Source organism: Geotalea toluenoxydans JCM 15764, assembly GCF_001311985.1.
Taxonomy (GTDB): Bacteria; Desulfobacterota; Desulfuromonadia; order Geobacterales; family Geobacteraceae; genus Geotalea; species Geotalea toluenoxydans.
Genome location: NZ_BBCJ01000016.1, coordinates 87,030 through 100,842 on the forward strand (window position 1 = coordinate 87,030; position 13,813 = coordinate 100,842).

Here is a 13,813-nt window from a genome sequence, read left to right on the forward strand (position 1 = left end):
TCACTCCAGCCCCGCGGCAATGGCCAGCCTTACCTGCTCCATCAACTGCGCCTGATCCTTGTCCTGACCCGTGGCAGTGGCCACCGGCCTGGCAAAACTGATCCGCAGGGTGCCGGGATAGAGCTCGATGCGGTTGCGGGGGTTGATCTTCATGCTGCCGTTGATGGTGAAGGGGAGGATCGGCACCCCTGCCTTGGCTGCCAGGAGAAATCCTCCACGCTTGAAGGGGAGCAGGTTACCGTCTTTGGTGCGCGTGCCTTCGGGAAAAACAACTACGCTGCTGCCGCTTCTGATGCGCTCAGCGGCGGCATTCATGCTTTTAAGGGCGCGCCGGCCGTCGCTCCTGTCCAGGGGAATGTAACCAGCCCGCCGCATGGCTTCGCCGAACAACGGTATGGCAAAAAGCTCCTTTTTGGCTATCCAGGAAAACCGCCTGGGAATGGCCAGAGAGAGGGCAAGGATATCGAAGTTGCCCTGGTGGTTGCCCATGAAAATCAGCGGTCCGTCGCCGGGGACATTTTCCAGCCCTTCAACTTCAATCTTTATCCCGGCAAGGCTTAAACCCCATCGACTCCAGAAGCGGGAGCATTTGTGAGCAAAGGCGCCGGTTGCGTCGAACAAGGTGCCGGCAATGGCGGTAATGCTGCACGATAAGGTGAACGGTACAAAGAACAGTAGGTATAGATAGGCGCGCAGCATAGACGAAAGACTCCGTGAATATCCGGGGTAAAGTACTGTTTTTTATCCGCAGAGTCAAATCAAATATCTTTTGCTGCAAGATACGTTTCCCTCAAGTTGCTGCTGTTTTTGTGAGGCCAGGGGAGGCATTGGGGCATCAGTTAAACAGGCCCAATCTCCGTAACCTGATTCAAGGGCTTGCCACTTTCCTGCCGCTCAGTGCGTCAACCGTAAAGCTGCTGATCCGGTTAAAGGAGCTGGAAGCATGCCATCTCCATCACCTTGTTTTCTATTGTGGCAGGCAAAAATGCATTGCCTAGCCAGGCATTATGGGTTAACATCATGGACGCTCATTCTGATCATAAATCAGTGAAATCAGTAACTTAAGTTCGGCAGGTCGCTGACTTGTCATTATCTGATAATTTTATTCGAAGGAGTTGCATATGGCCAGTTTGAACAAAGTGATGCTCATTGGAAATCTGGGCAAAGATCCCGAGGTGCGCTACACCGCTGCCGGTACTGCCGTGGCCAGTTTCTCCCTCGCTACCACCGATCGGTTCAAGAGCAAGAGTGGAGAATGGGAAGAAAAGACCGAATGGCACAACATCACCCTATGGACCGGTTGGCTGAAATTGCCGGTGAATACCTCTCCAAGGGAAAAACCGTTTACATCGAGGGCAGGCTGCAGACGAGAAAATGGCAGGACCGGGACGGCAAGGATCGCTACACCACGGAGATCGTCGGCGAGAAAATGCAGATGCTCTCCGGCAAGGGTGAAGGTGGCGGGAGCCGCCAGGGAGGCGGCGGCAGGCAGGCTCCTGCCGATGACTTCGGTGGGCCTGCTTATGAAGAGCCGGTTTTCAACCCCGATGACGATATTCCCTTTTAATCGTCAGGATTCCATAAAATGTAAAAAAGCTGCAGATCTTTCCGTCTGCGGCTTTTTTTGCCTGTTTATCTGCTTTTATAGGCGCAGTCAATCCTCAACCGCCGCAACACAGGCTGAACCAGCACCGAGAACTTGGGCTGGTTCAATTTGGTTCTTCCGGTCTGGGTGGGCAGCCATAGGTGCAGTATAACAAAGGCAGCAGGTGACTTCCCTGGGCATTCTCGATTAAATTTGTCTTAAATGGCGCTATTCCTCCCTTTATATCCATTCAAAATCACAAGTGTTTGCAGCCAACTGTAAAGAATATTTACACCCATGCCAGTATAAGCCGCTGATATTTTTATTGATTTATCCATAAATCTGCCGTAGAGGTGGTGAACCTTAATTAGAATCGAAAAGGCAAAAATCAGTGTCTCGTGCGGTTAGTTCTCTGCAGGAATTTCGAGGGATTTTGGTCCCGGCAAGGCGCGGCGACGCAGGCCTACAACGACAAGGTGCTGTCGGTAAAGGCTTGAAGGGGGGATAACGGGTTACATGTCAACGCAGAGCAAACCTAAAGAGATTATTTCCACCCTGTTACGGCACCCTCTGTTACGTTCCATTTGGATTGTCTGTTTAACCGTGGCAACACTGCTGCCGACTTACAGTACCGCATTCATTATGCCGCAGTTTGTTGACCAGTTGACGAGCAACATCGAAAGCGATGCCCGGCGGACGGCTCGAAATATTGCATCCCTATTGCCACTGACGACGGAACCCCTTGGGAGGCAGCATATCACGAGCAGTTTTCATGCTGATCTGCATCAGGCAATGTTGGACTTCGAGATAGCGGACATCAGGATTTTCAGCGCCAATGGGGAAGTAATCTTTTCGACCAGATCGAAGGACATGGGCAAGATGAACACCCTTGGCTATTTCCGGAACAGGGTGGCCAAGGGCGAAGTTTATTCAAAAATAAGGTCGAAGGAGGGGAGGTCGTCAGAAGGAGATTTTCTCACACGGGATGTGGCTGAAGTATACGTCCCTCTTATGTCCGGCAACGTATTCAGGGGTGCCTTCGAGATTTATTACGATGTTACCGATCGACATAAAGCCATGAAACAACTGTTGTTCAGGTCCTCTTTCATGCTCTATTTCATCGCCTTTCTGGTCCTGATCCTGTCGGGATCTGCCCTGTACAAGGCAAGCAGTGCCATAGTGCAGCGCGACAGAGCGGAAAGGCTACTCCAGGAAGCGAATCAGTGCCTAGAAGCGCGGGTGAGCGAACAGACACATGAGATCCTTGTCACACAACGGATTTCCATTGAAGCCCTGGCCAGCCTTGCCGAATTTTACGATCCGGAAACGGGAGAGCATCTGGCTCGTATCCAGGAGTACACGGCGCTTCTGGTTTCGTACCTGGAAGAAAGCTCGGCCTATTCCTTCTACATAAGGGAAAGGCCCGGTTATGTCGCAGATTTGGAGCTTGCCTCGCTGCTCCATGATGTGGGCAAAACGGCCATATCGAAGGATATTCTCCTGAAGGCTGCAAAGCTTGACCCACTTGAGTTCGAGCAGATAAAACAGCACACGGTAGTTGCGGGCGAAGTGCTGTTGAAGGCGAATAGCGTGTTTGTTGAAACTTTCAAAAAGGACAGCTACCTGGCTCTGGCCCGCGACATCGCAGTCCATCACCATGAGCGATGGGATGGCAAAGGTTACCCCCTTGGACTTGAAGGGGAAGCAATCCCCCTTTCGGCGCGAATCATCGCCCTGGTCGATGTCTACGACGCTCTAAGAACCAGAAGGCCTTATAAGAATGCCTGGTCTCACGAGGACACGGTCAAGGAGATCGCAAGACAAAAGGGCAGACAATTCGATCCCCACCTGGTCGATGCATTCCTGGCCATTGAGAAAGAATTCAACCTTGTTTCATCCCGTCACACGGTCGATGAGCCGCAGTATTTTGCAGAGTGTGCCATATCCTCTGCGCCGGGCGTGGCTGCACTCTGAAGGGTGAAAATAAAGAGGCGCGGCTGCAGCTTACCGAGATCCAATTGCAGAATCCCTTGCCGTGTTCTCAAATTTCCGGAAATCCGGCCTCGATTTCTCATCCTCTCCCTACAGTCCCTAGTGTCACGTGCGCTAATTCTTTCCTGATAATTTCGGGGTCTTTTGGCCCCCGGCTGTGTTGTGGCTCCTTGGCTTAAGCTCCTGCTAGGCCTGCGTCGCCGCGCCTTGCCGGGAACCAAAATCCCTCGAAATTCTTGCAGAGAACTAACCGCACGGGACACTAGCTGCATAAGTTGACCCCCCATGAATCGGCTCTATACTTTTTACAAGTGATGTTGTGCAAGGCTCAAGGCGGGTGAAGGAGGACCGATTGTTCAGCCGGCGTCCAGGTCCGACAAAAGGAGGCTGCATGGAAGAAAAAACTTCTTCAGCGCTCGTACCGACCGGCGTCCCCGGCCTTGACGACATCCTACGGAGGGGCCTGACTGAGGGGAAGATGTACCTCCTCTCCGGCAGCCCCGGGACAGGAAAAACAACCTTTTCGCTACAATTCATCACGGAAGGGATCTCCAGGGGGGAACGCTGCCTTTATATCACCGTCGGGAGCGCCGGAGAGGATTTTGTTGCCCTGGCAAAAGCCTGCAGCGTATTCCTCGATCCAGACCTTTTCAGCCTCCATTCTGTCCAGATCAGCGGGGATATCCTGGGTGGGCCGGAGCAGAGGATCTTTCACTCGGCGGAAGCGGAGCCGGCCGGCGCCATTAACGACCTACTGACTGAGATCAGACGGGTGCGACCGAAGCGTCTGGTTATCGATTCAATGTCGGACCTGCGGCTCCTTTCGGACGACCTGGTAGCTTACCGCCGCCTGGTGCTGGCCATGCGACGGGAGTTGGGCGCCGGAGACTGTACTGTCATCCTTACCAATAATATCGGTCAAAGCGAATTAGATGCGCACCTGGAGACCATCTGCCACGGGGTCATTCGTCTGGAGCAGGTGGTGCTCGGTTATGGCCCGGTAAGGAGGAGGCTTCTCGTCCTAAAAGAGAGAGGGAGAGCCTATCGAAGCGGCTGGCATGACTTCAAGATCGAAACGGCAGGTATTCGTGTCTTCCCAGCCTTGATCGCCGGGGAACATCGACAAAAAGCGCGAGGGGAACAGGTTGACAGTGGCAACAAAAATCTGGATCTCCTTTTTGACGGCGGATTGGACAGGGGAAGCACTACGGTGATCATAGGGGCTTCAGGGACCGGGAAAACGACGATTGCCAACCTGTATGCTGTAGCTGCAGCCAGAAGAGGCGAGCACGTGGCGGTGTATCTCTTCGACGAGACAGATGAGTCATACCGGGAACGCGCCGAGGGGCTCGGCTTGGGGGTGGACAGTCTCGTTAACAGGGGACTGATGACACTCCGCCAGATAAATGTGGCAGAATTCTCCAGGGGAGAATTTACTGCCATGCTTATCCGGGAAGTGGAGGAGAACGGTGCCCAGATCGTTGTTATCGATACGCTGAGCGGCTATGCCAGTGCCATGCCCGACGAAAAGTATCTGATCATCCAGCTTCACGAGCTGTTGACCTATCTGTGTCAAAAGGGGGTAACAACGATCCTCACCGTGGAGCAGCACGGCCTATTTGGCAGCCTGGCGACGGAAGTGGAGAATGTCAGTTATCTGGCGGACTCGATTCTGCTCATCCGCTTTTTTGAATTGCGTGGAGAAATCAGGCGTGCGATCTCAGTAGTCAAGAGGAGGAGAGGCAAACATGAGAAAACGATACGGGAACTGACCTTTTCCGCCGAAGGATCGTCATCGGCAATACCCTGCTTGAAATGCAGGGGGTATTGACAGGAGTCCCCATCCTTGGCGTATAGCAGCGGAGGCACAGACGGCGGCAAAAACGAGCAGGTGATTCTGCTCCTGGCGGAGAGCGGGATGCCGGGTCCATTCCACTGGTGCTGGACAGGGTCGGCGTGAGTTCAGTAGTGTGCGCAACAGCGGAAGAGATCGGCTCAGAAATAGACAGGGGGGTCGGAGCACTTCTTATGGAAGAGGAAATGCTCTCCCCGTCCATAAAAGAATGTCTGGTGCGGACACTGGACCATCAGCCCCCTGGTCGGAGTTGCCGATCATTGTCCTGCTGCGTCCTGGGCCGGAGACAGAGGTTTCCCGGGACGCGCTGTTCCTGCCGGGGGATGTCACCCTCGTCGAACGGCCTGTGCGCGTGAACACCCTGGTGGCAATCGTCCGCTCGGCTCTGCGAAGCCGCCGTCGCCAGTATCTGATGCGGGACCAGTTGCGGGCACTGGAGGAATCGGAAACTCGTTATCGTACCCTCTTTGATTCCATGGATGAAGGCTTCTGTATCATCGAGGTCGTATTCGATGGGAACGAAAAGCCAACGGACTATCGCTTCCTGGTGACCAATCCGGCATTCGAAAAACAGACGAGCCTCAGCAATGTTCAAGGGAAAAGGGTGCGCGAGCTTCTCCCTGAGCTGGAAGAGCATTGGTTTGAAATCTATTGCCGGGTCGCTTTGACGGGCGAGCCGGCTCGCTTTCAGCGCCGGGCAGAACAGCTGCAGCGCTGGTATGACGTGTACGCCTTTCGTTTCAAGCAACCGGAGAAGAGGCAGGTGGCAATCCTTTTCAACGACATCACGGAAAGCAAACGGGCGGAGGAAGAGCGAGAGCGTCTCGTTGCCGACCTGGAGCACTCGAATCGGGAACTGCAGCAATTTGCCCACGCCGCATCCCACGATCTCCAGGAGCCGTTGCGGATGGTATCGAGCTACATGCAGCTCCTGCAGAGAAAATATGGCGGCAAACTGGACGAGACGGCGGACACCTACATTCACTATGCCGTTGATGGTACCAGAAGAATGCAGAGCCTCATCGAAGGGCTGCTGAAATACTCCCGCATCGGCCGGGCCGACTTCGCCTGGGTAGATACCAATAAGAGCTTTGCAGATGCGACGGCCAATCTGGCCACTGCGATAGAAGAGAGCCAGGCAGAAGTTACCAGTACCAGGCTCCCTACCATCTGGGGCGATGCAACCCAGATGCTCCAGTTGATGCAAAACCTGATCAGCAATGGCCTCAAGTACAGGAAACCGGACGTGCATCCCCATGTTTTTGTCACGGCAGAACTGGGAGCGCAAGAATGGTTATTCTCCGTTCGGGACAACGGGATCGGCATAAAACAGGAGGATTTTGACAAAATTTTCCAGATATTTCAGCGGTTGCATACCCAAGAGGAATACTCCGGAACGGGAATCGGTCTGGCTTCCTGCAAAAAAATCATCGAACAGCATCAGGGCCGGATCTGGTTGGAGTCAACCCCTGGGGAAGGAACCACGTTTTCTTCACCATTCCGCAGAAAATATAATCAGCTCAGCCCCCGCTGCATTGCGTTTCCCCTGCCAAATACAATTAGTAAATATAAAAAAATGCTGATATAAACATTATCATGAAAAAGCAACCCCAACCGGCGAACAGCGGTAATGAACTAACCAAGTCTCCAGAAGAACCTCCGTCACGGCAAGAGAAACCCGCCTTTCCCATTGTCGGCATCGGTGCCTCCGCTGGCGGGCTGGAGGCGTTGGAGCAGTTCCTGGTGCATGTTCCAGAAAATAGCGGCATGGCCTTCGTCATCGTCCAGCATCTGGACCCGACCCACAAGGGGGTCCTGCCCGAGCTGCTCCAGCACACTACCGGGATGGAAGTTTTCCAGGTCGTGGACCGGATGCGGGTCAAGACGAACTGCGTCTATGTGATCCCCCCCAACAAGGACATGTCCATGCTGCGCGGTGTGCTGCACCTGTTCGAGCCGACAGCGCCTAGGGGACTCCGTCTCCCTATCGACTTCTTCCTCCGTTCCCTGGCCGAGGACTGGCAGGAGCTTAGCATCGGTGTCATCCTCTCCGGCATGGGCTCGGATGGCACGATGGGCCTGCGGGCTATCAAGGAAAAGGCGGGGTTGACGCTGGTGCAGGAGCCTGCTTCAGCCAGGTTCGACAGCATGCCCATGAGTGCCATAGATGCCGGGCTGGCCGACATCATAGCCCCGGCGGAGGAGTTGCCCGGAAAGATCTTCGCCTATCTCAGGCACCTCCTCATCATCGGCAAGCCGGAGCGCCCACTGGAGGAGAAGGACCAGAGCGCCCTGGAGAAAGTCCTGATACTTTTGCGGGACAGGACCGGCCACGACTTCTCCATGTACAAGAAGAACACCGTATACCGCAGGATCGAGCGGCGCATGGGCATCCATCAGATCGACCGGATCGCTGCTTACGTCCGTTATCTCCAGGAGAATTCCCAGGAGGTGGAACTGCTATTCAAGGAGCTTTTGATTGGTGTGACCAGCTTTTTTCGTGACCCGGCGGCATGGGAACAGCTGCAGGGCGTGGCCCTTCCGGCGATTTTGGCGGGGCGCCCGGCCGGTTGTGTGCTGCGGGCCTGGTCGGCAGGCTGCTCGACGGGGGAGGAGGCGTATTCCCTGGCCATAGCTTCAAAGAGGTGATGGAACCGGTCAACCCGGCGGGGAAGTTCACCCTGCAGATCTTTGCCACCGATCTGGACCCCGATGCCATCGACAAGGCCCGCCAGGGGCTTTATCCGGCTAACATCGCTGCGGACATCTCTCCCGAGAGATTGCATCGTTTTTTTATCAAGGAAGAGAACGGCTACCGGGTCGGCAAGGAGATCAGGGAGATGGTGACCTTCGCCACGCAAAACGTCATCATGGACCCACCTTTCACCAAGCTGGATATCCTCATTTGCCGCAACCTTTTGATTTATCTGACGCCGGAACTGCAGAAAAAGCTCATGCCGCTCTTTCACTACAGCCTGAACCCCGGCGGCGTCCTGTTTTTAGGGAGTGCAGAGACTGCCGGCACCTTTGCCGAACTGTTCGCACCGCTGAACATCAAGTCGAGACTCTTCCTGAGACGCGAATCGGTCTCGCCTTGCGAACCGCTAGCGTTTCCAGTCTCGTTTGCCCCCGCTCAGCAGGGGTTTTCAAAGGAGCAACCGATGTTGAAGCCTTCAGACCTCCAGTCGCTCGCGGACCAGGTGTTGCTGCAGCACTTTACCCCGCCAGCCGTACTGGTAAACGATAAGGGGGATATTCTTTACATCAGCGGGAAGACGGGCAGATATCTTGAGCCGGCGGCCGGCAAGGCCAACTGGAATATTTTTGCCATGGCCCGTGAAGGGCTTCGTCTGGACCTGTCCAGCGCTTTTCAGAAGGCGATCCGGCAAAAAAGGCGATCACTGCCAAGGGCCTCAAGGTGGGAACCAACGGCAGCACCCAGACCATTGATCTCACGGTCCAGGCGATCGAAGAGCCGGAGGCGCTGCGGGGAATGGTGATGGTCGTTTTTAACGATGTGGCAACTCTCCGGGGCAAAAAGCCGAGCTTCAATCCAGGGCTGGCCGCCAACGTCAGGGTTCTTGAACTGGAGCAGGAACTCCAGCATTGCCGCGAGGAACTCCAGACCACTCGCGAGGAGATGCAATCCTCACAGGAGGAGCTCAGATCCACCAATGAGGAGCTGCAGTCTGCCAACGAGGAACTGATTACCTCCCGGGAAGAGATGCAGTCCATGAACGAAGAACTGCAGACGGTTAACGCCGAGCAACAGTCGAAAATGGACGAGCTTTCACGGGTGAACGACGATATGAGGAACCTCCTCAACAGCACCGAGATTATCACCGTGTTCCTGGATAAGGAACTCCATATCCGGCGCTTCACCACCGGTGTGGACAAAATCTTCAAGCTGATTCCGGGGGATGTGGGGCGGCCACTTTCCGACATCGTCAGCGACCTTCTATATTCCCGGATAACCGAGGACGCACGGGAAGTGCTGCGGACACTGGCCTTTTCGGAAAAGCAGATCACCGCCACCGACGGGCGCTGGTTTTCGGTGCGCATCATGCCCTACCGTACCATGGAGGACGTAATCGACGGCGTGGTGATCACCTTTGCGGACATTACCGTGGCCAAGACCCTGGAGGCCGAACTGCGCGAGGAGGTTTCAGTGCTGAGGGCCAAAAGCTCTAAATAAATACGAAACGAATGATTTGTTACCGGCAGTCTTCAGCCTTCAGCCTTATAACCTGCATCAAGGGGGCAACAATGGGAGCCGATAAAGAGCAGAGGCTGTTAACAGAAGCCGCAAAATTGCGCAGCCATGCTGAAGAGCGATTGCAGGCGAGAACGGCGGAATTGCATCCACCCCGAAGCAAGGAAGAGATGCAGAGGCTGGTCCATGAGCTTGAGGTCCACCAGATCGAACTGGAAATGCAGAATGCAGAGCTCCGCCAGGCCAGGGATGAGGTGGAGACGGTTTTGGAAAAGTACACCGACCTTTACGATTTCGCCCCGGTCGGCTACTTTACCCTTGACCCTGAAGGGACTATCCATGCGGTGAACCTGACTGGCGCCAGCCTTTTGGGGGTTGAGCGATCCCGACTGCTCGGCCGTCGGTTCGGGGTTTTTGTTCCGATTAACGCCCGTTCGTTCTTCTCTGAATTGCTCGGCAAGGTGTTTGCGAGCCAGGGCAAGATGTCCCGTGAGGTGACACTTACGAGAGAGGAAAATCCTCCGCTCTTTGTGCAGATCGAGGCCGTGGCCGACATGTCGCGTAAGGAGTGCCGCGTTGCGGTCATCGATATTACAGAGCGCAGAATAGCAGAAGATGCGCTCACCGAAAAACGACGGGAGCTCGAAGAGCTCAACAGATCTCTGGAGGTACGCATTGTCAAGGCTGTGGATGAAGTGCGCCGGAAGGACGAAATGTTGATCCTGCAGGACCGACTGGCAGTTATGGGCGAGATGATCAACAATATCGCCCACCAGTGGCGCCAGCCGCTGAATTCGCTGGGACTCCTCACCCAACAATTGCCGATCTTCTATGATTCGGGCAAACTCAGCAGGGAGTTTTTAGTAGAAAATACCGTAAAGGGCATGGAGTTGATCCAGCACATGTCACGCACTATCGATGACTTCAGGAACTTCTTCAGGTCCGACAAGGAAAAGGTTACTTTCAGCATTAATCAGCTGACCGCGCGTACGCTCTCCCTCGTCGAAAAGAGCTTCAAGGACCAGAAGATCGGCATTGCTCTAATCTTGGAAGGTGACCCGATTCTTACCGGTTATCCCAATGAGTATGCCCAGGTACTCCTGAATATCTTTATGAATGCCCGTGACGCACTGCTTGATCGCAACGTTGACGATGCCCTGATCTCGATCCACGCGTTTGCGGAAGGAGGCAAGACGGTCGTGACCATCACCGATAACGCCGGGGGTGTCGCCGAGGAGATCAAGGGCAAATTGTTTGATCCATACTTTACCACCAAGGGGCCGGATAAAGGGACGGGGATCGGCCTTTTCATGTCGAAGACCATCATCGAGAAAAACATGGGAGGTCGACTGACGGTGCGCAATACGGGAAATGGCGCGGAGTTCAGGATCGAAGTCTGACCTGGCCGTGTTGCCGCGACAGGGCCAACCGGATGTTTCTGATTGGATTTGACGGGCAAAGGAAGCCCACTATTCTCAGTACTCCTTGAGGTTACTGAACTCACCCCAGGCAAGGTAGGTTTTCGGCGATTCGACGAAGGCGTATATGTTCTCGACGATGCTCAGATGTTTTCGCTCCTCGTCGGCGATCATGAGCAGCATCTCGCGGGTTCCCTCGTCCTTCGCCTGTGCGGCCTGTTCTTCGTAAAACTTAACGCCCTTCTCTTCTTCCTTCACCACGTGTTTGTAAGCGTCGGGGTCTTCCCTCAGTTCGGCCATGAGGTCACGTTTGGCCAGGAGGGGCTGGAAGATGCACGCCGCCTCCTGCAAATCCATGAACTGGGCCTTTTGGGGGTCGATGCTCCCTTTCATCTCCACCAGGGCATCGTGGTGTTCCTGCTCGCTGCCGCCAGCATGGTAAAAAGATTCTTCAACTCGGAAACGGGCGTGGCCGCCGCCAGTTTTTCATAGTTAATCCTGGCTTCCTCTTCCATCTTGATTGCACAATCGAAGATATTCATGACGATCTCCCTTTCGGCTTGTCGATTTTCCGCGGCTATCCCTGCCTGCCTGACAAACTGCAGCGGGAAACAGCTTCACCAGCTGCCGTGCCCGCTCACCGCAAGCCACAGCCAGCGCACCAGCCAGAATCCCAGGAAGCCGATGCCGATAACCGTGCCCACCAGCAACAGGGTGAGGAAGGCCACAAAGAGACGGCTGGTCACCACTGTCTGGTGTGGTCTTTCAATGTAGTGTTCCAGGAGCCGTACATTGCGCTGATTTGCCTTCCAGCCTAAATCGAAAAGGTCGCCGACACCGGGCACTACGCCAATGATGGCGTCCACGGCAACATTGAAACCCATCTTCATCAGGACCGATTTAGGAGCGCCGAGACGGGCGGCCACAGCAACGATATAACTGGAAAGCAGGGCGCCTATGGCATCGCCGAACCAGGGTAGCAGCCCGATGAGAGGATCGATGCCCACCCTGGCGTTCAGTCCCGGAACAGGAATGGAACTGTCCGTCAGCCAAGCCAGCCGTTCCAGCCGTTTTCTGAGCCTTTCCTTCTCAATGAGGTTCATTCTCCGCTCCCTTCAGCTGCCAGCCCATTTACGTACCTCTCAGGATACAGAATAGTGTACCGTTGTATTAGCGTTGGTCAATAATGGCCGTGCTCCCCGGCAAATGCCCGCTCCCGCCGAGCCCCCTTATGAGCCTCACATTTATTTGTATCCCTTGCATACCGCAAAGACGGTCGTCAGTAAAAATTCACCTTCCTTTCCAGGAGAATCTCTTTTCCATGTATTGAAGTATCTGCCCCTTGTATTATAATTAGCTTGTTTTAATTTATTATGGGCGGTCAAGTGGTGGATTAGTATGGAGAGGTTTATTAAATTCTGAAAAGGAGAATGTATGAGCAGCATTGACGGATGCGGTTTTCGAAGATCGGCCGGCAGCTTCCTTCTCTTTATGGCCTTGTGCCTTTTGGCAGGATGCGGTGGGGGAGGCGGGGGGACTACCGGGACAGCCAACAACAACAGTACCGTAACACCAAGTAATGAAAGTGTCGGAACACCAGGCAATGGAAGTACGGGAACAACTAATGACAGTACAGGGCCAACCAGTAACGGAGGTACCGGGACAACCGGTAATGACAGTACAAATGTCAGTGTTCAGGCAAGTGGCAGCACCTTGTATCAGGCCAACTGCCAGGGCTGCCACCAGCCACTGGCTTCTTCTACCAAGTTGAACAAGACGGCGGCGGAGATTCAGGCAGCCATTACCGCCAATACCGGCGGCATGGGAAGTCTGGCCACACTCAGCGCCGGCGAGATCCAGTCCATTGCCGATGCTTTGAAAACAACCGAAGCTATTCCGAGCTTCAACACCACCAATAGCGATGTCTTTCAACTTAACGGCTCTGCAGTGTTGAGCAACAACAACATCAGGCTTACCCCCAACGAGCAATACACCGCCGGCAGTGCTTTTCTGGCGAATCCGTTCACCTTGGGCAGCAACTTTGTCTTTAATGCCTATTTCAACTTTACCCTCGGAGCAGGCGGACGCAGCAATCGGCATGCCGATGGGTTCGTCTTTGCACTGCAAACCGTCTCAAGCAAAGCGGGTGCGACTGGGGGGAATCTGGGTTTCGGCGGGATCAAACCTTCCTTCGGGGTGGAATTCGATACCTTCAAAAACGATGGAAACAATGACCCCGACAACAACCATGTGGCAATAGTGACGAACGGAAGCGTGCAGCATGCTGCATTTGCCCCGGTGACCCCCTCAGTAACCATGAGTGATGGAGGGACATACCATGTTTGGATCGATTATGATGGCGCCACTGTGGAAGTGCACATGAACACAACCAACGACCGCAGCACCTCAAGCCTGCTTCTTGCCAAGGCCATAGATCTGAAGAGCATTTTCTCAACTCAGTATGTGTACTTCGGCTTTACGGGCGCCACCGGGATTGATAGCCAGACCCAGGACGTGGGTGCTTTTTATCTCACTTCAAATTATCAGACGGGAGGGTTTTCACCCGCACCATAGGCACTGGTATCCAGATACTGTGGGGCAGGTGAATTCATACTCCCTGCCCCCTTTATGGTTACCGTCTACCTGGAAAACTACCCCTTTAAAAACCCATCCTTTCTCCGTCCAGCCCCCTTCCGGCACTGCCGCCGTCATCTCGCATCTGCACATTCCAAGGTACCGGAAATACTATT

12 protein-coding genes and 1 pseudogene are annotated in these 13,813 nt (G+C 54.4%); 9 read left to right on the plus strand and 4 right to left on the minus strand.

Going from position 1 to position 13,813, the window contains the following annotated elements:
- A complete protein-coding gene (locus JCM15764_RS11950) occupies positions 1-699 on the minus strand; it encodes a lysophospholipid acyltransferase family protein (RefSeq protein ID WP_054695931.1) in 699 nt (232 codons plus the stop codon).
- 422 nt (positions 700-1,121) lie between these two features.
- Between JCM15764_RS11950 and JCM15764_RS11955 the strand changes: the two are divergent.
- From JCM15764_RS11955 to JCM15764_RS11980, 8 genes and pseudogenes are all read left to right on the plus strand, one after another.
- Positions 1,122-1,567, plus strand: a pseudogene (locus JCM15764_RS11955) (single-stranded DNA-binding protein).
- 534 nt (positions 1,568-2,101) lie between these two features.
- Positions 2,102-3,559: an HD-GYP domain-containing protein gene (locus JCM15764_RS11960; protein WP_054695934.1), complete on the plus strand. Its 1,458-nt coding sequence runs from the start codon at positions 2,102-2,104 to the stop codon at positions 3,557-3,559.
- A gap of 409 nt (positions 3,560-3,968) precedes the next feature.
- Positions 3,969-5,408, plus strand: coding sequence for an ATPase domain-containing protein (locus JCM15764_RS11965; protein ID WP_054695937.1), 1,440 nt, complete (start codon positions 3,969-3,971; stop codon positions 5,406-5,408).
- Between the two features lie 232 nt (positions 5,409-5,640).
- Positions 5,641-7,020 carry a sensor histidine kinase gene (locus tag JCM15764_RS11970; protein ID WP_054695941.1) on the plus strand — a complete coding sequence of 460 codons (1,380 nt, stop codon included), beginning with the start codon at positions 5,641-5,643 and terminating at the stop codon, positions 7,018-7,020.
- Positions 7,021-7,028: 8 nt separating this feature from the next.
- Complete coding sequence (locus tag JCM15764_RS29785; protein ID WP_279384416.1) at positions 7,029-8,081, plus strand: chemotaxis protein CheB; 1,053 nt, start codon at positions 7,029-7,031, stop codon at positions 8,079-8,081.
- Positions 8,081-8,932 (plus strand): CheR family methyltransferase, encoded by an 852-nt coding sequence (locus tag JCM15764_RS29790; RefSeq protein ID WP_279384417.1) that lies wholly within the window; start codon positions 8,081-8,083, stop codon positions 8,930-8,932. Before JCM15764_RS29785 ends, JCM15764_RS29790 begins: the two co-directional genes overlap by 1 nt.
- Complete coding sequence (locus JCM15764_RS29795) at positions 8,851-9,627, plus strand: PAS domain-containing protein (RefSeq protein ID WP_243688849.1); 777 nt, start codon at positions 8,851-8,853, stop codon at positions 9,625-9,627. Before JCM15764_RS29790 ends, JCM15764_RS29795 begins: the two co-directional genes overlap by 82 nt.
- Positions 9,628-9,698: 71 nt before the next feature.
- The gene (locus tag JCM15764_RS11980) at positions 9,699-11,045 is read left to right on the plus strand and encodes a sensor histidine kinase (protein ID WP_243688850.1); all 1,347 of its coding nucleotides are present in this window, start codon (positions 9,699-9,701) and stop codon (positions 11,043-11,045) included.
- Between the two features lie 75 nt (positions 11,046-11,120).
- Here the strand turns inward: JCM15764_RS11980 and JCM15764_RS11985 are convergent, their stop codons facing one another.
- The 3 genes from JCM15764_RS11985 to JCM15764_RS11990 all read right to left on the minus strand — a co-directional run bounded on the left by JCM15764_RS11985 (position 11,121) and on the right by JCM15764_RS11990 (position 12,166).
- On the minus strand, positions 11,121-11,462 hold the full coding sequence (locus JCM15764_RS11985; protein ID WP_243688851.1) for a ferritin family protein: 342 nt from the start codon (positions 11,460-11,462) through the stop codon (positions 11,121-11,123).
- Positions 11,453-11,605, minus strand: coding sequence for a ferritin family protein (locus JCM15764_RS23310; protein ID WP_243688852.1), 153 nt, complete (start codon positions 11,603-11,605; stop codon positions 11,453-11,455). Before JCM15764_RS23310 ends, JCM15764_RS11985 begins: the two co-directional genes overlap by 10 nt.
- 75 nt (positions 11,606-11,680) lie before the next feature.
- Positions 11,681-12,166: a DUF4112 domain-containing protein gene (locus JCM15764_RS11990; protein ID WP_054695944.1), complete on the minus strand. Its 486-nt coding sequence runs from the start codon at positions 12,164-12,166 to the stop codon at positions 11,681-11,683.
- A gap of 331 nt (positions 12,167-12,497) precedes the next feature.
- On the opposite strand from JCM15764_RS11990, the gene JCM15764_RS11995 reads away from it, so the two are divergent.
- Positions 12,498-13,637: a lectin-like domain-containing protein gene (locus JCM15764_RS11995; RefSeq protein WP_054695946.1), complete on the plus strand. Its 1,140-nt coding sequence runs from the start codon at positions 12,498-12,500 to the stop codon at positions 13,635-13,637.
- Positions 13,638-13,813 lie beyond the last annotated feature (176 nt).